This window comes from Streptomyces sp. NPDC107528 (assembly GCF_055639295.1).
Map to the genome: position 1 here is coordinate 333,531 of NZ_JBVKAV010000006.1, position 19,686 is coordinate 353,216.

Here is a 19,686-nt window from a genome sequence, read left to right on the forward strand (position 1 = left end):
CGTTGTCCCTACGCCCCGAGCATCCCGGTCCACAGTTCGGGGAAGTCCGGGAGGGTCTTCGCCGTCGTCGCCACGTTCTCGATCCGTACGCCCTCGACCCCGAGGCCGATGATCGCGCCGGCCGTCGCCATGCGGTGGTCCTCGTAGGTGTGGAAGACCCCGCCGTGCAGACGGCGCGGGCGGATGTGCAGACCGTCGGCGGTCTCGGTGACGTCGCCGCCGAGTTCGTTGATCTCCTTGGTCAGCGCGGCCAGGCGGTCCGTCTCGTGCAGCCGCAGATGCGCGACGCCGCGCAGCGTGGACGGGGAGTCCGCGAGGGCCGCGACCGCGGCGATGCCCGGGGTGAGCTCGCCGACCTCGCTCAGGTCCACGTCGATGCCGTGAACGGCACCCGAACCGGTGAACACCAGCCCGTACTCGTTGAGTTCGCAGGAACCGCCCATCTCGGTGAAGATCTCGCGCAGCCGGTCACCGGGCTGGGTGGTCCGGTTCGGCCAGTCCGGGACGAGGACCTTGCCGCCGGTCACCAGCGCCGCCGCCAGGAACGGCTGGGCGTTGGACAGATCCGGCTCGATGGTCAGGTCACGGCCGAGCAGGGCGCCCGGCGTGACCCGCCAGACGTTCGCCTCTCCGCCCGACTCCGGGGTGTCGACCTGGGCGCCGACCGCGCGCAGCATGTCGACGGTCATGCGGATGTGCGGCATGGAGGGGAGGGAGGAGCCGGTGTGCCGGACCTCCACGCCCTGGTTGAAGCGCGGGCCGGAGAGCAGCAGCGCCGAGACGAACTGGGAGGACGACGAGGCGTCGATCTCCACCGGGCCGCCCTCCAGCGCACCCCCGCCGTGCACCGTGAGGGGCAGCGCGCCCCGCCCGTCGTCGTCGATCCGGGCACCGAGGACGCGCAGGGCGTCGATCACGCCGTGCAGGGGACGCTCGTACGACCTGGGGTCGCCGTCGAAGCGGATGGGGCCGTCGGCCAGCGCGGCGACCGGCGGCAGGAAGCGCATCACCGTGCCGGCGTTGCCCACGTCGACCGTGGCCGGGCCGCGCAGGCCCGCCGGGAGCACCCGCCAGGCCTCGCCGGTGCCCTCGGGGCCCACGCCCTCCTCGATGCCGACGCCCATCGCCCGCAGCGCGCCTGCCATCAGCAGGGTGTCGCGGGAACGCAGGGGGCGGCGCAGCCAGCCGGGCTCGCTCGCCAGGGCGGCGAGGACGAGGGCGCGGTTGGTGACCGACTTGGACCCCGGCACGTGGACCGTCGCGTCGACGGCTCCGCTTGCGTGCGGGGCGGGCCATAGGGCGGTGGGGGCGGCGGGGTTTTGGGCCATGGGTTCACTTTATAAGGAGGGGGTTGTGCAAGCCGTTGTTCGGGTGCGGCGCCGTTGGGGCTGGTCGCGCCCACGCGGCGGAGCGCACATCGGCACAGGCCCGCGCCCCTGAAGGCCGGCTGTCAGACCCCCAGCAGCCAGCGACCGCCGCCTATGAGCGAGCACAACGACACCGCGTGGAACAGGAAGAACCACAACCCCGCCGGCACATGCGTCAACCGCGACAGCTGATCCGCATCCGAGTCCCCCGCCCCGCCCCGGGCCCTCTTCGCCTGCAGCTCGAACGCCGGGCGCACCCCGCCCACCAGCAGGAACCACACCACCACGTACGCGAACGCAGCCTGCACCTGAGGCCCCGTGAGCCACGAGACCAGCACGAAGGTGCCGCCCGTGACGAACACCGTCAGCGCCCCGTACGCGTTCCGGATCATCACGAGCATCGCCACCAGCAGGGCCGTCGCCAGCCACAGCAGAAGCGTGATCCGGCCCGCGCCCAGCAGGGCGGCGCCGCCGAGGCCCAGCAGCGGGGGAGCGGTGTAGCCCGCGGCCGCGGTGAGGATCATGCCGAGGCCGTGCGGCTTGCCGCGGCTGACGGTGAGGCCGCTGGTGTCGGAGTGCAGGCGTATGCCGGTCAGTGTCCGGCCGGTCAGCAGCGCGATCAGGCCGTGGCCGCCCTCGTGGGCGATGGTGATGGCGTTGCGTGAGAGACGCCACAGCGGGTGCGGGACGACGACGGCCAGCGCGACGACCAGGGCGGCGGTCACCACCCACAGATCGGGGTCGGGCTGAGTACCGGAGACCTCGTCCCAGAGGGAGGCGAGCGAGGCGGATGCGGTGCTGTCCATGTAAGGCGGTGGCTCTCTGTGGGCGAGTCAAAGGCGGCGGCGCGTAGCGCCGTCCTTGAGGGGCGGTGGTCGGGCGGCGGGTGGGCCTGGCAGTGTGGCACGTATGTGCGGACGGTATGCGGCTAGTCGTGGGCCCGAGGATCTCGCAGGAATCTTTGAGATCGAGAAGTGGGAGCCTGAGGAGACCCTCGATGCGGACTACAACGTGGCTCCGACCAAAGAAGTTCACGTCGTCCTCGACCGTCCCTTGAAAGACGCGGGCGACCCCCGGCCGGTTCGGCAGCTGCGCAAGCTCAAGTGGGGCCTGGTGCCCAGCTGGTCCAAGACCCCCGAGAGCGCGTTCAAGATGATCAACGCGCGTGCGGAGACCGTGCACGAGAAGCCGTCGTACCGGCGGGCCTTCAGCTCCCGGCGCTGCATCATCCCCGCCGACGGCTACTACGAGTGGGTCACCGGCACGCAGGAGCGGGACCTGGAGGTCGAGGGGAAGCGGAAACGGCCGCGCAAGCAGCCGTACTTCGTGCTGCCCGCCGATGGGACGGTGTTCGCGATGGCCGGGCTGTACGAGTTCTGGCGGGACCGGACGCTGCCCGACGAGCACCCGCAGGCCTGGTGGGTGACCTGCTCCGTGATCACGACCGAGGCGGAGACGACCCCGCTGGCGGTGGCGCCCGCGGAGGGGCCGTCCGCGCTGGCCGACATCCACCCCCGGATGCCGCTGATGCTGACGCCGGACCGCTGGGACGCCTGGCTCGACCCGGCCCGGACGCACCCGGAGGAGCTGCGGACGCTGCTCGACCCGCCGCCCGCCGGGCTGATGCGCGCCTACCCCGTCTCCACGATGGTCAGCAACGTCCGCAACAACGGCCCGGAGCTGCTGAAGGAGCTGGAGGGGCCCGAAGAGGGCACACTCTTCTGATGTGACGACCGATGACGTGACGACCGAGTCCGACGTGACGACCGAGACCATTGGTACGGACGCCGGGGACGCCCGCATCACCTGGCACCCCGCGAAGAAGGCCCGGCTGGTGCTGGCGGTGAGCCACGGCGCCGGTGGCGGCATCGGGGCGCGCGACCTCGTGGCGCTCGCCCAGGTCCTCCCGGCCCACGGCGTGACCGTCGCCCTCGTGGAGCAGCCCTGGCGGGTGGCCGGCAAGAAGGTGGCGCCGGCGCCCAAGACCCTGGACGTCGGTTGGCGGGGCCTGTGGCCGGCGCTCGCCGCGCTCGGGCTGCCCGTGGTCTCCGGTGGGCGCAGCGCCGGTGCACGCGTCGCCTGCCGTACCGCCACGGAACTGGGCGCCCACGCCGTCCTCGCGCTGAGCTTCCCCCTGCACCCGCCGGGCAAGCCGGAGAAGTCCCGTGCCGACGAGCTGCTCGGGGCCGGGGTGCCGACCCTGGTCGTCCAGGGCGGGAACGATCCGTTCGGCAAGCCGGAGGAATTCCCCGCCGGCGACTTCGAGCTGGTCGAGGTGCCGTACGGCGATCACGGGTTCGCCGTGCCCAAGCGCGCGCCCCTCGATCAGGACGAGGCCGTGGCGATTGTCACGGACGCGGTCGTGAAGTGGGTCGGGTCACTCGGGTAAAGACTCGGGAATGTCGGGGCCCCGGCCTCTGTTGTGGCGGACAGCGGTGCTGAACCAGCAGCGCTCACGTCGTAGGAGAGGAAGTCCGCCGCATGGGTTCGACCTTCTGCCCGACCGCCGGCAGCCGAGCTGACCTGGAGTGGACGGTGCTGCATGCGGCCAGGACCGCTCCTATTCGAGGGGCGGCAGGTACGGCAGGTCGTCTATCCTCCGATTCAGGTGGGTCCGGATTCGGTCCTGCCCGGAATCTTGAGGAGGTGGGTCCGGTTCCCGGTACCGACGCAGGGACCGACAACGGCCAGGCGGAGCAGCCCGAGGGCCAGGGCACGAGCGGGGACACGTCCGCGGAGTCGACCGCCGAGCGCAGCGCGCGCTTCGAGCGGGACGCGCTCGAATTCCTCGACCAGATGTACTCGGCCGCGCTGCGCATGACGCGCAACCCTGCCGACGCCGAGGACCTGGTGCAGGAGACGTACGCGAAGGCGTACGCGTCCTTCCACCAGTTCCGCGAGGGCACCAACCTGAAGGCGTGGCTGTACCGGATCCTCACCAACACGTTCATCAACTCGTACCGCAAGAAGCAGCGCGAACCCCAGCGCTCCGCGGCCGAGGAGATCGAGGACTGGCAGCTCGCCCGCGCCGAGTCGCACATGTCGACGGGCTTGCGCTCCGCGGAGTCGCAGGCGCTCGACCACCTGCCGGACTCGGACGTGAAGGAAGCGCTCCAGGCGATCCCCGAGGAATTCCGCATCGCCGTGTACCTCGCCGACGTAGAGGGCTTTGCGTACAAGGAGATCGCGGACATCATGGGGACACCCATCGGTACGGTGATGTCCCGGCTGCACCGGGGCCGCCGTCAACTGCGCGGCATGCTCGAGGACTACGCCCGTGAGCGCGGGCTCGTCCCGGCCGGTGCCGGAGAGTCGAACGAAGCGAAAGGCTCGGGCTCATGAGCTGCGGAGAGCCGCACGAGACGGACTGCAGTGAGGTACTCGATCATCTCTACGAGTTCCTCGACAGTGAGATGCCGGACGTCGATCGCGACAAGTTCAAGCAGCACTTCCGCGAGTGCTCGCCGTGCCTCGAGAAGTACGGCCTCGAAGAGGCCGTGAAGAAGCTCGTCAAGCGCTGCTGCGGGCATGACGACGTGCCGACGGACCTGCGCGCCAAGGTCATGGGACGGATCGACCTGATCCGCTCGGGTCAGGCCGTGCCCGACCACGACGTGACGGCGACGCCGCAGGAATCCTGAACGCACGGCCGTCACTCGAACGTGCTAATCCCGCTGTCATAAGACTGCGGACCTCCCCTGCCCGCCCTAGGGTGCCGTGCTTGAAGCGCGTTGCCGGGGAGGGGCGTTATGGAGGCGACACCCACACGAGTACGTGGCTACGTCGTCTGTGTCGCCCTCGGCGCCCTGTTCTGCTTGCACACGCTGCCATCGACGCGCACCCCCTGGTGGGCGCCGGTGCTGCTCGCCGCGCTCTATGCCGGGGGCGCGCGGCTGTCCGGTTCGTTCTATCCCGTGCTTCTCGCCGGGGCCTTCCTGCTGCCGCCCTCCGCCGCCGCACTGGTCGCGGTGCCGGGGGCGCTGATCGCCTCGGTCGCCGGCCGACCGCACCTGCTGCGACGGGTGTGGCGGGCGGCGCAGCTCGTGATCGCGGTGTGGGTGGCCGCCCGGGTGCACTGGGCGCTCGGTGAGCACGACGCCGTACAGGCGTCCGACTTCCCGTACGCGCTCGCGCCCGCCGGAGCCGCGGTGCTGGCGTTCTGCCTGGTCCTGACCGCGCTCGACGGCGGGATCCTGACGCTCGCCGACCGCGTGCCCGCACGGCGGGCCTGGCGCGGGCTGTTCCTGCGGTCCCTTGCGCCGATCGCCGTGCACGGACTGGCCGGGCTGATGATGGCCGTGCTGTGGCGCAGCCCGTACGGCCCTGTCGCCGCCCTGCTCGTGCTGCTGCCGATGTGCGTGTCGTGGTGGATGTTCGCCCAGTACCACCGGGAACGCGCGGCCCACCAGGCGACCATCAGGGCGCTCGTCCAGGCCGTCGACATCAAGGACGGCTACACCCGCGGCCACAGCGAGCGCGTCGGGCAGGCCTCGATGATGATCGCGCGCGAGCTGGGCATGGCCGACGAACGCGTCGAGGTGCTCCGCTTCGCCGGGATCCTGCACGACGTCGGGAAGCTCGGAGTGCCCACGCGGCTGCTGCGCAAGGACGGGCCGCTCACGCCCGAGGAGCGGCGGATCATCGAACTGCACCCCGAGTACGGGCATGAGATGGTCCGCGGGATCTCCTTCCTCGGCGAGGCCCGGGCCGCCGTACTGCATCACCATGAGCGACTGGACGGCAGCGGGTACCCCTACGGGCTGATGGGGAGCCAGATCCCGGAGCCGGCACGGGTGGTGGCGGTCGCGGACGCCTTCGACGCGATGACGTCCAACCGGTCGTACTCGCGGGCCCGGCCGGTGCCCGTCGCGCTGCGGGAGCTGGAGAAGTGCGCCGGCTCGCAGTTCGACCCCCGCATGGTCACCGCCTTCGTCAGGGCCGTGGGCCGGCACGGATGGCATCCCGCCGTGACCGCCGACGAAGCCTCCGGGGGCCCTCCGCGCCCGCCGGTCGCCAGTGCGCCGGGGGCACACCGATGAGCGCCCCGAGACCACGCCTCCTGCTCGGTCTCGTCCATGCCTGTGCCGCCCTCCTCGCCACCGTGTGCCTGCTCACCACCCTGTGGAGCGGCCTCGACGAACGCGGCACGGTGCTCGCCTTCGGGGTTCTCGTCGCCCTGGGTGAGCTCACCCGGTGGACGGCGGCGGAGGGCCGGGAGGCCGCACCGCTCGGGGCCGCCGCCGCGCTGTCGTACGCACTGCTGGGGGCGAACGGCGGTTGGCCCACCGAGCACGGCGTCGCGCAGGTCCTCAGCGTCGTCCTGGCCGCCTCGCTCCTCGGCAGCGTGCCGCACATCGCCCGCGGCCGGCCCGTGCTCGACCACCTGGCCCGGCGCGTGCTCACCGTCGGCTTCGCCGCCGTCTGCTTCCAACCCCTGTACAACCAGGGCACGTTCCACGGCTGGGGCACCGCCTACGCCCTCGTCCTGCTCGCGATCCTCACTCTCACCGCCCTGTGCGACGCCCTGCTCGCCGCAGCGCTGGCCCACTCCCGCACCCGGTGGCCGTTCGGGCCGTTGCTGCGGGACGAGCTGCGGGCGACCCTCGGGATCGGTTCGGCCGTCTGCGCGACGGGCGCCGTGATGGCGCTCGCGGTCGCCGTCGCCGGGCTGTGGGCGCTGCCCGTCTTCTCGCTCCCGCTGCTGCTCACCCAGATGTCCCTGCGCCGCTACGCCGCCGTCCGGGCCACCTACCGGCAGACCATCGCCTCCCTGGCCAGGGCCACCGAGATCGCCGGGTACACACCGGCCGGGCACGCCCGCCGGGTCGCCGCGCTCAGCCGGGAGGTGGGGCGGGACCTCGGCCTGTCCGAGGCCGAGCTCACCGTGCTGGAGTACGCCGCCCTCATGCACGACATCGGACAGCTCAGCCTCGTCGACCCGGTGCCGGCCGGGGCCACCGCGGGGCTGCCCGCCGAGGAACAGCGGCGGATCGCGCTGCTCGGCGGGGCCGTCGTACGGCAGACGGGGGTGAACCCGCAGGTGGCGATGGTCGTGGAGCGACTCGCCGACCCCTGCCCGGAGCAGCCCGTCGCCGCGCGGATCGTGCGGGCGGTCAACGCCTACGAGGAGAAGGCGCGGGAGGCAGGGCCCGGCGGGCCGCTGAAGGCGCTGGAGGAACTGCGGCTGGGCACCGCCGGTGACTATGCGCCGGAGGTGGTGGGGTCGCTCGCACGGGTGCTGTCGAGAGACTGTCTTACACCCCCTGTGGCTGGGTAACCCATGGGTAATGAGCGCCCTTCCAGCCGTACGTGGTTGGATGCGAATGAGAGTGTGTCCGGGGGCGAGCACTAGCCAGCCCACTCCACGGAACTGGCAGGCGGGAATCGTGAGGATCTTCGGCAAGGGACGGCACCGGCCCTCCGCCTCCTGGCGGCAGGCCACCGACCGGGCGTTCACGCTCATCGGCGACGGCCGGTACGAGGATGCGGGCGCGCTGTTGACACGTGCCGCCGATCTGGAGCCCTGGCTTTCGGAGTCCTGGTTCAACCTCGCGCTGCTGCACAAGTTCCGGCACGACTGGGAGCAGGCCCGGGCTGCCGGGCTGCGGGCGGTGGCGCTGCTCGACCGGGAGACCGGGGCGCCCGACTGGTGGAACGTCGGCATCGCGGCCACCGCCCTGCAGGACTGGCCGCTGGCCCGGCGGGCCTGGCAGGCCTACGGGCTGCGGGTGCCGGGCAGTGCGACCGACTCCGGCGAGCCGCTCGGGATGGACCTGGGCAGCGCGGCCGTACGGCTGTCCCCGGAAGGGGAGGCCGAGGTCGTGTGGGGGCGGCGGCTGGACCCCGCCCGGATCGAGGTGCTGTCGATCCCGCTGCCGTCCTCGGGGCGGCGCTGGGGCGAGGTCGTGCTGCACGACGGGGTGCCGCACGGCGAGCGGACCACGTCCGCCGGGCACGCCTACCCCGTCTTCGACGAGATCGAGCTGTGGGCGCCCTCGCCGGTGCCCACCTGGGTGGTCCTCCTGGAGGCCGCCACCGAGGCCGACCGGGACGCGCTGGAGCAGCTCGCCGCGGACGCCGGGTTCGCCGCGGAGGACTGGTCCTCCTCGGTGCGGCTGCTGTGCCGGATGTGCTCCGAGTCGCGGATGCCGTCGGACGAGGGCGACGGGGAGCATCTCGATCCGCACGACCACAGTGAGCCGGGTCACCCCGGTCCGCTGGGGCACCGGACCGACGGACAGCTGTGGGTGCCGGAGCGGGAGTGTGGCGTGGCCGCCCCGGCCGCCCTGGTGCGGGGGTTGCTGGACGGATGGGTTGCCGACAGCCCGGATTCCAGGGATTGGCGGGATCTCGAAGAGGTCTGTTAGGACCGGCACCGACCGCGGCTTCGTCGTGGTTGCTCGCGCCCCGCGGCGGAGCCGCCGACCGACAGTCCCGCGCCCCTGTCGGGGTGCGTTCGCCGTACCCTGTATCAGCGATACACCCCCCGTTTTTCCGAGGAAGGCATACGTCGGTCATGGCCCAGCAGGACACCGAGCAGCAGCACGCGGGCGTGCTCCCCGTGGATGACGAGGGTTTCGTCGTCGACACCGAGGACACGGAGGAGCGCGAGAACGCCTGGCGTGAGCGCGGCACGTCGCGGCCGATCACCGTCGTGGGGAACCCGGTGCTGCACAAGGAGTGCAAGGACGTCACCGAGTTCGGCGCCGAGCTGGACCAGCTGGTCGCGGACATGTTCGCCTCGCAGCGCACCGCCGAGGGTGTCGGCCTCGCCGCCAACCAGATCGGCGTCGACTCGAAGGTCTTCGTCTACGACTGCATGGACGACGAGGGCAAGCGGCACGTCGGTGTCGTGTGCAACCCGAAGCTCGTCGAGCTGCCCGCCGAGCAGCGCCGCCTGGACGACAGCAACGAGGGCTGCCTGTCGGTGCCGACCGCGTACGCGCCGCTCGCCCGGCCCGACTACGCCGAGGTCACCGGCCAGGACGAGAAGGGCAACCCGATCAGGGTGCGCGGCACCGGCTACTTCGCTCGGTGTTTGCAGCACGAGACCGACCACCTGTACGGGTACCTCTACATCGACCGTCTCTCCAAGCGCGAGCGCAAGGACGCGCTGCGGCAGATGGCCGAGAACGAGCCCCGCTACGCCGTGGTCACGAACGACTGAGGCCTGCCCCTAGGCCCCACAAGTCCTCTGCGTACGGCGCCTGTTCAGGTTCACCTCCCTGACCAGGCGCCGTTCGCATGTCCGTCGCACGTTCGATCCCATACATGCGATCAGTGATCCAAATTCAGTCACATAGGGGGAGATTCTCGGCACCCTGGGGTAGTGAATGAAGCAAATCCGTTCCCAGATCGGTCAGTTGTGGTGCTGAATGGAAGTGCGGGGATACGCAACGGCGCACGCCCGGTACAGCGGGAGGGGGCGTGCACAACTACACAACTGGCGGCTGAGAGGGGTTTGTTCGTGCATGCTTTCTCACACAGCACCACATCGACACCGACGGCGGTCCCGGTTCCACCAGCACTCTCTCTTCCGGTGATCGAATCAGCGTTTCCCAGGCAACTCCATCCGTATTGGCCCAGGCTCCAGGAGAAGACCCGTACCTGGCTGCTCGAAAAGCGGCTGATGCCGGCCGACAAGGTCGAGGAATATGCCGACGGACTGTGCTACACCGACCTCATGGCGGGGTACTACATTGGCGCCCCCGAGGACGTACTCCAGGCGATAGCCGACTACAGCGCGTGGTTCTTCGTCTGGGACGACCGGCACGACCGTGACATCGTCCACCGCCGCCCGGCGGCCTGGCGACGGCTGCGGTTCCGTCTGCACGCGGCGCTCGACTCACCCGAGGACCATCTGCACCACGAGGACCCGCTGGTCGCGGCGTTCGCGGACAGCATGGTGCGGCTGTACTCGTTCCTGCCCGGCACCTGGAACGCCCGGTTCGCCCGGCACTTCCACACGGTGATCGAGGCGTACGACCGGGAATTCCGCAACCGCACCCAAGGAATTATCCCCCCGGTCGAGGAATACCTGGCCTTGCGTCGGCTCACCTTCGCGCACTGGATCTGGACCGACCTGCTTGAGCCGGCCGCGGGGCTGGAACTGCCGGATGCCGTTCGGAAGCACCCGGCATATCGGCGGGCGGCGTTACTCAGCCAGGAATTTGCCGCCTGGTACAACGACCTCTGCTCGCTTCCCAAAGAAATCGCGGGCGACGAGGTGCACAACCTCGGAATCAGCCTCGTCAAACACGAAGGACTGACTCTGGAAGAAGCGGTGACAGAAGTCAGGAGTCGGGTCGAGGGGTCCATATCCGATTTCCAGGTGGCCGAGCGTGAGGCTCTGGAATTCGCCGACTCCCTGGCCGACGGCACGGTGTCGGGAAAGGAAATAAGCGCCGCCGTGCGTGCCTGCGTCTGCAATATGCGCAACTGGTTCAGCTCGGTCTACTGGTTCCACCACGAGTCCGGCCGGTACATGGTCGACAGCTGGGACGACCGGTCCACGCCCCCGTACGTCAACAACGAAGCGGTAGGTGAGAAATGACCGTCGAGTCCGTCCGTCCCGAAGCCCAGCCCCGTGCGGCTTCGGAACTGCGTGAGCCGCCCCTTGCGGGCGGCGGAGTTCCGCTTCTCGGCCATGGCTGGAAGCTGGCCCGAGATCCGCTGGCGTTCATGGCAGCGCTGCGCAGGCACGGCGACGTCGTGCGCCTCAGGCTCGGCCCGAAGACGGTGTACGCCGTCACGACGCCGGACCTCACCGGCGCGCTGGCGCTGAGCCCCGACTTCAAGATCGACGGTCCGCTGTGGGAGTCCCTGGAAGGCCTGCTCGGCAAGGAGGGCGTGGCCACCGCGAACGGCCCACGGCACCGGCGTCAGCGGCGCACCATCCAGCCCGCCTTCCGGCTCGACGCGATCCCCGCCTACGGGCCGATCATGGAGGAGGAGGCGCATGGACTGGCCGAGCGCTGGAAGGCCGGCGAGACCGTCGACTGCACCTCCGAGTCGTTCCGGATCGCCGTGCGCATCGCCGCCCGCTGCCTGCTGCGCGGCGACTACATGGACGAGCGGGCCGAGCGGCTGTGCAACGCGCTCGCCACGGTCTTCCGGGGCATGTACCGGCGGATGGTGATCCCGCTCGGGCCGCTGTACAAGCTGCCTCTCCCGCCCAACCGCGAATTCAACCGCGCGCTGGCCGATTTGCATCTCCTCGTCGACGAGATCGTCGCCGAGCGGCGGGCATCCGGTCAAAAGCCGGACGATTTGCTGACGGCATTGCTGGAGGCGAAGGACGAGAATGGCGACCCCATCGGGGAACAGGAGATCCACGACCAGGTCGTCGCGATTGTCACGCCCGGCAGCGAAACCGTGGCCTCCACGATCATGTGGCTCCTGCATGTGCTCGCGGAACATCCGGAACAGGCGGACAAGGTGTGCGCGGAGGTCGAATCCGTCACCGGCGGACGGCCCGTGGCATTCGAGGACGTCCGCAGCCTCAGGCACACGAACAATGTCGTCGTGGAGGCGATGCGTTTGCGCCCCGCGGTCTGGATTCTGACGCGACGGGCGGTGACCGATACGTCACTTGGTGGCTATCGCATTCCGGCCGGGGCCGACATCATCTACAGCCCCTACGCGATACAGCGCGACGAGAAGTCGTACGCGGACAACCTTGAGTTCGACCCGGACCGCTGGCTTCCGGACCGCGTCAAGGACGTGCCCAAGTACGCCATGAGCCCGTTCAGCGTGGGCAACCGCAAGTGCCCGAGCGACCACTTCTCGATGGCGCAGCTGACGCTGATCACGGCGGCGCTGGCCACGAAGTACCGTTTCGAGCAGGTGTCCGGTTCGAACGACGCGACCCGTGTGGGCATCACGCTCCGCCCGCACAAGCTGCTCCTGAGGCCGGTGCCGAGGGACTAGTGGAGCCGGGGCACCGGTGCCGCCGGGGACGGCTCACGCCGCGCTCGGCCCCTGGAACGTCCTTCGGTAGGCGTTCGGGGTCGTCCCCAGGGCACGTACGAACTGGTGGCGCAGTGCGGCCGCGGTTCCGAACCCTGTTCGACTCGCGATCGCGTCCACCGTCTCGTCCGTCGCCTCCAGCAACTCCTGCGCCAGCAGCACGCGTTGGCGCAGGATCCAGCGGTAGGGAGTCGTGCCGGTCTCCTGCTGGAAGCGGCGGGCGAAGGTGCGCGGGGACATCAGCGCGCGCTCGGCGAGCTGCTCGACGGTGACGTCCTCGTCGAGGTGCCGTTCCATCCACGCCAGCACCTCGCCGACCGTGTCGCAGTGGGAGCGGGGCAGCGGGCGCTCGATGTACTGGGCCTGTCCGCCGTCCCGGTGCGGCGGCACGACCATGCGCCGGGCGATCTTGTTGGCGACCTCGGGCCCCTGCTCCTGCCGCACGATGTGCAGACAGGCGTCGATACCGGCGGCGGTGCCGGCGCTGGTGATCACCGGACCCTCGTCGACGTACAGCACGTCGGGCTCGACGATCGCCCGCGGATGCCGGAGGGACAGCTCCCCGGCATGCCGCCAGTGCACACTGCACCGGCGCCCGTCGAGCAGTCCCGCGGCGCCCAGCGCGAAGACGCCGGAGCACACGCTGAGCACCCGCGCACCCCGGTCGACGGCCCTGACCAGGGCGTCCAGCAGCTCGGGCGGATAGTCACGGGTGACGTACTCGCGGCCGGCCGGTACCGCGATCAGGTCGGCCTCCTCCAGCCGCTCCAGACCGTACGGCGTGGAGACGGTGAGTCCGCCGACATGGGTGCCCAGTGTCGGTCCCTCCGCCGAGACGACGGCGAAATCGTAGGTGGGCAGCCCCTCGTCGCTGCGGTCGATGCCGAACACCTCGCAGACGACGCCCATTTCAAAGAGATGTACACCGTCGAGGAGGACGGCGGCGACGTTTTTCAGCATGCTGCCAGTGTGCCTCGAAGGTGGCAGTAAATCGAGGGCGTGCGGCAGTCCTGCCACTGTTCGTAAGGAGTGTCCGGCGCGACAGTGGTGTCATGAATGCAGACCAGACACAGACACTGCTCGCCATGATCGTCGTCCTCGGGATGTTCGTCGTCCTGGCCCTCCCGTCACTGATCGGCGCGGCGCGCGACCGGCGCATCGACCGTCAGATCAGGGAGGCCCAGGAACGCGACAGGACCGAGGCTCAGAAGTCCTCGTCCAGGTCGACGGTGCCCTCCACCGCCACCTGGTACGCCGAGGGACGCCGCTCGAAGAAGTTGGTCAACTCCTGAACGCCCTGGAGCTCCATGAAGGAGAAGGGGTTCTCGGAGCCGTACACCGGAGCGAAGCCGAGACGCGTCAGACGCTGGTCGGCGACACACTCCAGGTACTGCCGCATCGACTCGGTGTTCATGCCCGGGAGGCCGTCACCGCACAGGTCGCGCCCGAACTGGAGCTCGGCCTCGACGGCCTCCCTCAACATGTCGGTGACCTGCTCCTGGAGCTGGTCGTCGAACAGCTCCGGCTCCTCCTTGCGGACGGTGTCGACCACATCGAAGGCGAAGCTCATGTGCATCGTCTCGTCGCGGAACACCCAGTTGGTGCCGGTGGCGAGGCCGTGCAGCAGGCCCCGGCTGCGGAACCAGTAGACGTACGCGAAGGCGCCGTAGAAGAACAGGCCCTCGATGCACGCGGCGAAGCAGATCAGGTTCAGCAGGAAGCGACGCCGGTCGGCCTTGGTCTCCAGGCGTTCCAGCTTCTCGACCTCGTTGATCCACTTGAAGCAGAACTCGGCCTTCTCGCGGATGGACGGGATGTTCTCGACGGCGTCGAAGGCCGCCGCCCGGTCCGCCGGGTCGGGGAGATAGGTGTCGAGCAGCGTCAAGTAGAACTGGACGTGCACGGCCTCCTCGAAGAGCTGCCTGCTCAGGTACAGGCGCGCCTCGGGGGAGTTGATGTGCTTGTAGAGCGTGAGCACCAGGTTGTTCGCCACGATCGAGTCGCCCGTCGCGAAGAACGCGACCAGCCGGCCGATCATGTGCTGCTCGCCCTCGGAGAGCTTCGCCAGGTCGGCGACGTCCGAGTGGAGGTCGACCTCCTCGACGGTCCAGGTGTTCTTGATCGCGTCGCGGTAGCGCTCGTAGAAGTCCGGGTAACGCATGGGGCGCAGGGTCAGCTCGAAGCCCGGGTCGAGAAGGTTGGCGTTACGGGTGGTCATTACTGGCAGGCCTCGCAGGACTCGGGGTTTTCCAGGGAGCAGGCGACGGCGTCGGGCTCGGCGACCTGCTGGACGGGGATGGTCTTCTCGGGCTGGGCGGCCTGACCCTGGGCGGCGCGGGCGATGCGGGTCGCCGGGCGCGAGCGCAGGTAGTACGTCGTCTTCAGACCCGACTTCCAGGCGTACGCGTACATCGAGGAGAGCTTGCCGATGGTCGGCGTCTCCAGGAACAGGTTCAGCGACTGTGCCTGGTCGAGGAACGGGGTCCGCTGTGCCGCCATGTCGATCAGGCCGCGCTGCGGGATCTCCCACGCCGTGCGGTAGAGCCGCCGTACGTCCTCGGGGATCCAGGCGAACTCCTGCACCGAGCCGTTCGCCTCACGCAGCGCCTCACGGGTGCGGGCGTCCCAGACGCCGAGCTCCTTGAGCTCGTTGACCAGGTAGGAGTTGACCTGGAGGAACTCGCCGGAGAGCGTCTCGCGCTTGAACAGGTTGGAGACCTGCGGCTCGATGCACTCGTAGACACCGGCGATCGACGCGATGGTCGCGGTGGGCGCGATGGCGAGGAGCAGGGAGTTGCGCATGCCGGTCGTGGCGATACGGCTGCGCAGGGCCGCCCAGCGCTCCGGCCAGGTCAGCTCGACGTCGTAGTGGTCGGGGTGCAGAACACCCCTGGCGGTACGGGTCTTCTCCCAGGCCGGCAGCGGGCCGTTGCGCTCGGCGAGGTCGGTGGAGGCCTCGTAGGCGGCGAGCATGATGCGCTCGGCGATCCGGGTGGACAGGGCTTTCGCCTCGGCCGAGTCGAAGGGCAGGCGCAGTTTGAAGAAGACGTCCTGCAGGCCCATCGCGCCGAGTCCGACCGGCCGCCATTTCGCGTTCGACCGACCCGCCTGCTCGGTCGGGTAGAAGTTGATGTCGACGACCCGGTCGAGGAACGTGACGGCCGTGCGGACGGTCGCGTCCAGCCGCTCCCAGTCGATGTCGCCGGTCATCGTGTTCACGAAGGCGCCGAGGTTGACCGACCCCAGGTTGCAGACCGCCGTCTCCCCGTCGTCCGTGACCTCCAGGATCTCCGTGCAGAGGTTGGAGGAGTGCACGACATGGCCCGGCAGGGCCGTCTGGTTGGCGGTGCGGTTGGCGGCGTCCTTGAAGGTCATCCAGCCGTTGCCGGTCTGCGCGAGGGTACGCATCATGCGGCCGTACAGGTCACGGGCCGGGATGGTCTTCTTCGCGAGCCCGGCCGCCTCCGCCTTGCGGTACGCCGCGTCGAACTCCTCGCCCCACAGGTCGACGAGATCCGGCACGTCCGACGGCGAGAACAGCGACCACGACTCGTCGGCGTTGACCCGGCGCATGAACTCGTCCGGGATCCAGTGCGCGAGGTTCAGGTTGTGCGTACGGCGGGCGTCCTCACCGGTGTTGTCCCGCAGCTCCAGGAACTCCTCGATGTCGGAGTGCCAGGTCTCCAGGTAGACCGCGGCGGCCCCCTTGCGCCGGCCGCCCTGGTTCACCGCGGCGACCGAGGCGTCGAGGGTCTTCAGGAACGGGACGATGCCGTTGGAGTGCCCGTTGGTGCCGCGGATCAGCGAACCCCGGGAGCGGATGCGGGAGTACGACAGGCCGATGCCGCCGGCGTGCTTCGAGAGGCGGGCGACCTGGTGGTAGCGGTCGTAGATGGAGTCCAGCTCGTCCTTGGGGGAGTCGAGGAGGTAGCAGGACGACATCTGGGGGTGCCGGGTGCCGGAGTTGAAGAGGGTGGGGGAGGAGGGGAGGTAGTCGAGGCGGCTCATGAGCCCGTAGAGCGCGGCGACTTCGTCCACCGACCGGGCGGTGTCGTCCTCGGCGAGACCGGCGGCGACGCGCAGCATGAAGTGCTGGGGCGTCTCGACGACCTTGCGGGTGATGGGGTGCCGCAGGAGGTAGCGGCTGTGCAGGGTGCGCAGCCCGAAGTAGCCGAAACGGTCGTCGCCGTCCGTGTCGACCAGCGCGTCGAGGCGGGCCGCGTGCAGGCGCACGAACTCGGCGGTCCGGTCGGCGATCAGGCCCTCGCGGTGCCCGACCGCGACCGACCCGGTGAAGGACGTGACGCCCTGCGAGGCGGCTTCGGCGGCGATGGAGAGGGTCAGCAGCCGGGCGGCGAGCCTGCTGTAGGCGGGGTCCTCGGAGATCAGGCCGGCCGCCGCCTCGGTGGCCAGCTCGCGCAGCTCCGCCTCGTCCGCGAACGCGGACCGGCCGCGCAGCGCGGCGGCGGCGACCCGGCCGGGGTCGGCGTCGGGGAGGTCGGCGGTCAGCTCGGTCAGGATCCGCAGCAGATCGGCACCGTGGCCCGCAGGGCCTCCGTTGAGGGTGGCGGTGGGAGACGGGTGGGCGGTTCCCGGAGCGTCCTCGTCCGTGAGGACGGTAGGAACGGCTGAGGCCGGATCTGCGGGCGCGATGGTCACGTGGGGGCTCTCCCTCGCTCGGCACGGGGGCCTCGGCGAGGGCAGGGGGCAGCACACGAGCGCACACGGCGTCGCGTCCACCGGCCCATTCCGCGAGGCCCGGACGTCGGGCGCACCGGCCGGGTGGCCGGGCGCGCTGTCGGCAGGTCCTCGGACTGACTCCTGCGCACGCCGGTCCTGGAACAGACATGCACAAGTACACCGTTGCGGGACAGTTCCGGATTCGCACCGGATTCCCCTGCGGCGACAGCGAGCATGAGCATACATCTTGTGCTCACCCGCCACGCCACCCCCAGATGTTGTGTCGTGCTGGTTTCAGAGCGTCAACTTGTGGGTGAGGAGCGTGATGTCGGCGAGGTGCGGGATCGGGCTCCGGTCCCGCTCGGGCATGCGGACGAAGCCCGGGGTTCGTGGATCGCCGTCCTGGAGGCCGGCCTGGGCGGTGATCTCGCCGAGGGCCGCCGGGTTGCGGGGGTTCCGGGAGTGCTTCGCCTTCGACCGGTACGGCAGGCGCGGGAACGTCTTCTGCGAGTGGCACCGGCGGCAGATCTGGGACGTGCTGTGCCGGGCGGATCGGCCCGGACGAGAGGAGGCGGCTGCGCGGCGGCAACATGGACCAGTGCCGCGCCGCCCTCGCCCGGATCGCGCGCAACGCGGACAAGCTCGGCCTGGCGGAGGGCTTCGAGCGCAAGGTCCGTTTCCCGCACAGCATCATCCAGGCCTACTTCGGCTACCGGGTGCTGTGGCAGCCGGGCGAGCGGGGAGCCGGCGAGCGCGTCGAGCAGGTGCTCCAGCCACCCGGACCCAGCCGCGAACAGCTCATGGCCCTGGTGCTGTTGTCGCGCCGCCGGGCGGCGCGGGTCAGGGCCCGCCGGGAAGGCGTACGGGCCGAGGTGACGAAGGAGGTCGAGGAACGGCTTCGACGGTCACGGGTGCGCGGGCGCACCCTGGCCCACCGGCTCTGCAAGGCCGCGGAACGCCGCACCGACGATCCGAAGGCGCTCGATCTCTACGCGGCCGCCGTGGAGATCGAGAGCGTGGAGGACTCTCCACGGCTGCTGGGCGACATCCTGGACGAAGTGCGCGGGACCTGGACCGGTTTCAAGGGCGACCGGCGCAGGCTCGACGACGCCAAACTGAGGCTGCTCAGGCAACTCGGAGCCGCCCTGCGCAGCGTCTCCGACCGGATCGACACCACCCCGCTCTACGAACAGCTCGTCCAGATCGGTGTGAAGGAACCCTCCTGCTCGATACGCCTGGCCGTCGCCCAGGAGTTCGGCAGCGGCGGCAATCCGGCCTTCGCCGTGGTCCGCGGGCGGATCGGGCTGAACACCGACCCCGGGCAGGAGTACAGCGACCGGCTCGGCGAGCTGAAGGCCTGGAAACGCGGTGAGTACGAGCAGTGGGCCGAGCGCATGGCGCGGGCGCGGGCGACGGGCGCGCCCTCACGGGCCAGGACCGAGCGCATCGGGCGGCTGCAGCAGGACCGGCGCGAGCTCAATGAGGAGTACCGCAGGAAACGGGTCGTTCTGTTCCGGGAGTTCGTGATGCGTGCCTGGATGATCCCCATGCTGCTGGGCTCCGTCGACGAGGCACACCGTGACGAGGCCCGCGAACGCCTCACCAAGTGGCTGCGCCATCTGGACCCGAAGGCGACCGGCGGCGCCCCCGATCTGCCGCTCGCCCTGGAGGCCGCGCTGGCCCAGGGCTTCAAGTACGCGGCCAACCGCCGGATCCGGCATCCGCGGGCCTACCAGGGGGGTCGCGCGGACCTGATCCGGCAGGCGGAGACCGTGCTCCAGCAGTCCCGGTGCTGGTACGCGCAGCTCATGCTGCTCCAGGCGCTGTGCCTGTGGAGGCTTCCCGACACCGTCGGCTCCACGAGCGGGAGCGGCACGCGACGCCGGGCGGGGACGGGCACGACGACGGGCGCGAGCCGCCACGGGCGCTGGGCGGAGCGACCCCCGTGCAGACCGTGGAGCGCTGGCTGTCGATGGCCGGCACGGCGAACCGGGCACCCGGGCATCCCGAGGCGAACGGTGCGTCGCCCCCGCGGCCCCTGCATCCGTTCGTCGCCGAGGCGGGGGACCTGGTGGCCCTCACCCTGGAGACCGGGCAACCCGAGCGTTTCCTCTGGATCGACGAGAAGGGCGTCGCCGACAACATCGGCGCGCGCACCGGCAACCCCCGGCACTACAGCAAGCACAACCTGTGGATCCCGCCCTCGGTCGGCTGGAGCACCCTCGACGCGCGCGCCCAGTGCCTGGTCGCCGACGTGCTGGTGTTGCTGAACCTCATCGAACGGGACGGGCATCCGGACGAGGTCGAGGAGCGGATGATCCGCGCGGAGCAGCCGGGGACGTCGTCACTCCCGCCGTGCATCCGCAGCGATCGCCGCCCGCTGCGGCCCGACCTGCGGGCCGGCATGGCGGACCCGCCCGCGCCGGGGACGACCTGTCCGCCCGACTGCAAGTTCCAGCTCTGCCCCTACCCGCCCCGGGGCTGTGTGCCGCGCGGGGAGATCCGGGAGCCGTTCTGCCGCCAGCAGCAAGGCCTTTTGGCGGGGCGAGTACGCCGATGTCTTCCCAGGGGCCTGCGCAGGAAGACACCGCACTGGGTCAGCATGCGGGTGCGCGAACTCGACGGTTTCTGGCAGCAAATGGCCGGGCGCACGCGCAGCTAGTGCGGTACG

The 19,686-nt window shown here is 70.3% G+C and carries 18 protein-coding genes and 1 riboswitch; of the genes, 13 read left to right on the top strand and 5 right to left on the bottom strand.

The genetic code is table 11. The features are described 5' to 3' along the window. Positions 1 to 8: 8 nt before the first annotated feature. Together aroA and ACZ7L5_RS21305 are read right to left on the bottom strand one after the other, a co-directional pair. Entirely contained in the window at positions 9 to 1,328 is a 1,320-nt protein-coding gene (gene aroA / locus ACZ7L5_RS21300; protein WP_471518335.1) for a 3-phosphoshikimate 1-carboxyvinyltransferase, read from the bottom strand. A 122-nt stretch (positions 1,329 to 1,450) separates the two neighbouring features. Beyond that, positions 1,451 to 2,173, bottom strand: a complete 723-nt coding sequence (locus ACZ7L5_RS21305) for a M50 family metallopeptidase (RefSeq protein WP_391393357.1) — start codon at positions 2,171 to 2,173, stop codon at positions 1,451 to 1,453. Between the two features lie 103 nt (positions 2,174 to 2,276). On the opposite strand from ACZ7L5_RS21305, the gene ACZ7L5_RS21310 reads away from it, so the two are divergent. The 10 genes from ACZ7L5_RS21310 (at position 2,277) to ACZ7L5_RS21355 (ending at position 12,296) form a co-directional block, all read left to right on the top strand. Then, positions 2,277 to 3,092, top strand: coding sequence for an SOS response-associated peptidase (locus ACZ7L5_RS21310; RefSeq protein WP_471518336.1), 816 nt, complete (start codon positions 2,277 to 2,279; stop codon positions 3,090 to 3,092). 34 nt (positions 3,093 to 3,126) lie between these two features. Then, positions 3,127 to 3,756, top strand: coding sequence for an alpha/beta hydrolase family protein (locus ACZ7L5_RS21315; protein WP_471518477.1), 630 nt, complete (start codon positions 3,127 to 3,129; stop codon positions 3,754 to 3,756). A gap of 257 nt (positions 3,757 to 4,013) precedes the next feature. Beyond that, positions 4,014 to 4,709 carry an RNA polymerase sigma factor SigR gene (gene sigR, locus ACZ7L5_RS21320; protein ID WP_328879415.1) on the top strand — a complete coding sequence of 232 codons (696 nt, stop codon included), beginning with the start codon at positions 4,014 to 4,016 and terminating at the stop codon, positions 4,707 to 4,709. Next, entirely contained in the window at positions 4,706 to 5,008 is a 303-nt protein-coding gene (gene rsrA, locus ACZ7L5_RS21325; protein ID WP_328879414.1) for a mycothiol system anti-sigma-R factor, read from the top strand. Before sigR ends, rsrA begins: the two co-directional genes overlap by 4 nt. Positions 5,009 to 5,116: 108 nt before the next feature. Then, positions 5,117 to 6,406, top strand: a complete 1,290-nt coding sequence (locus ACZ7L5_RS21330; RefSeq protein WP_471518337.1) for an HD-GYP domain-containing protein — start codon at positions 5,117 to 5,119, stop codon at positions 6,404 to 6,406. After that, on the top strand, positions 6,403 to 7,644 hold the full coding sequence (locus ACZ7L5_RS21335) for an HD-GYP domain-containing protein (protein WP_471518338.1): 1,242 nt from the start codon (positions 6,403 to 6,405) through the stop codon (positions 7,642 to 7,644). Before ACZ7L5_RS21330 ends, ACZ7L5_RS21335 begins: the two co-directional genes overlap by 4 nt. A 109-nt stretch (positions 7,645 to 7,753) precedes the next feature. Next, complete coding sequence (locus ACZ7L5_RS21340) at positions 7,754 to 8,734, top strand: tetratricopeptide repeat protein (protein WP_471518339.1); 981 nt, start codon at positions 7,754 to 7,756, stop codon at positions 8,732 to 8,734. A 149-nt stretch (positions 8,735 to 8,883) separates the two neighbouring features. Further along, on the top strand, positions 8,884 to 9,534 hold the full coding sequence (gene def / locus ACZ7L5_RS21345) for a peptide deformylase (protein ID WP_471518340.1): 651 nt from the start codon (positions 8,884 to 8,886) through the stop codon (positions 9,532 to 9,534). Between the two features lie 300 nt (positions 9,535 to 9,834). Continuing rightward, positions 9,835 to 10,920, top strand: a complete 1,086-nt coding sequence (gene cyc1, locus ACZ7L5_RS21350; protein WP_471518341.1) for an epi-isozizaene synthase — start codon at positions 9,835 to 9,837, stop codon at positions 10,918 to 10,920. Beyond that, the gene (locus tag ACZ7L5_RS21355) at positions 10,917 to 12,296 is read left to right on the top strand and encodes a bifunctional albaflavenone monooxygenase/terpene synthase (RefSeq protein WP_471518342.1); all 1,380 of its coding nucleotides are present in this window, start codon (positions 10,917 to 10,919) and stop codon (positions 12,294 to 12,296) included. Before cyc1 ends, ACZ7L5_RS21355 begins: the two co-directional genes overlap by 4 nt. Positions 12,297 to 12,329: 33 nt before the next feature. Here ACZ7L5_RS21355 and ACZ7L5_RS21360 read toward each other — a convergent pair whose 3' ends face one another. Then, positions 12,330 to 13,295, bottom strand: coding sequence for a GlxA family transcriptional regulator (locus tag ACZ7L5_RS21360; RefSeq protein WP_362380619.1), 966 nt, complete (start codon positions 13,293 to 13,295; stop codon positions 12,330 to 12,332). Positions 13,296 to 13,387: 92 nt separating this feature from the next. Here ACZ7L5_RS21360 and ACZ7L5_RS21365 point away from each other — a divergent pair, with 92 nt between their 5' ends. Then, positions 13,388 to 13,627 carry a hypothetical protein gene (locus ACZ7L5_RS21365; RefSeq protein WP_328879406.1) on the top strand — a complete coding sequence of 80 codons (240 nt, stop codon included), beginning with the start codon at positions 13,388 to 13,390 and terminating at the stop codon, positions 13,625 to 13,627. Here ACZ7L5_RS21365 and ACZ7L5_RS21370 read toward each other — a convergent pair. Together ACZ7L5_RS21370 and ACZ7L5_RS21375 are read right to left on the bottom strand one after the other, a co-directional pair. Then, positions 13,540 to 14,553: a ribonucleotide-diphosphate reductase subunit beta gene (locus ACZ7L5_RS21370; RefSeq protein ID WP_328879405.1), complete on the bottom strand. Its 1,014-nt coding sequence runs from the start codon at positions 14,551 to 14,553 to the stop codon at positions 13,540 to 13,542. The two genes, ACZ7L5_RS21365 and ACZ7L5_RS21370, sit on opposite strands and share 88 nt — an antisense overlap. Then, on the bottom strand, positions 14,553 to 16,994 hold the full coding sequence (locus ACZ7L5_RS21375; protein WP_471518343.1) for a ribonucleoside-diphosphate reductase subunit alpha: 2,442 nt from the start codon (positions 16,992 to 16,994) through the stop codon (positions 14,553 to 14,555). The genes ACZ7L5_RS21370 and ACZ7L5_RS21375 overlap by 1 nt, the downstream gene beginning before the upstream one ends. A 124-nt stretch (positions 16,995 to 17,118) precedes the next feature. After that, positions 17,119 to 17,257: riboswitch (cobalamin riboswitch) on the bottom strand. A gap of 348 nt (positions 17,258 to 17,605) precedes the next feature. On the opposite strand from ACZ7L5_RS21375, the gene ACZ7L5_RS21380 reads away from it, so the two are divergent. Then, positions 17,606 to 19,285 (top strand): hypothetical protein, encoded by a 1,680-nt coding sequence (locus ACZ7L5_RS21380; RefSeq protein WP_471518344.1) that lies wholly within the window; start codon positions 17,606 to 17,608, stop codon positions 19,283 to 19,285. Continuing rightward, positions 19,270 to 19,677 carry a hypothetical protein gene (locus tag ACZ7L5_RS21385; RefSeq protein ID WP_471518345.1) on the top strand — a complete coding sequence of 136 codons (408 nt, stop codon included), beginning with the start codon at positions 19,270 to 19,272 and terminating at the stop codon, positions 19,675 to 19,677. Before ACZ7L5_RS21380 ends, ACZ7L5_RS21385 begins: the two co-directional genes overlap by 16 nt. Positions 19,678 to 19,686 lie beyond the last annotated feature (9 nt).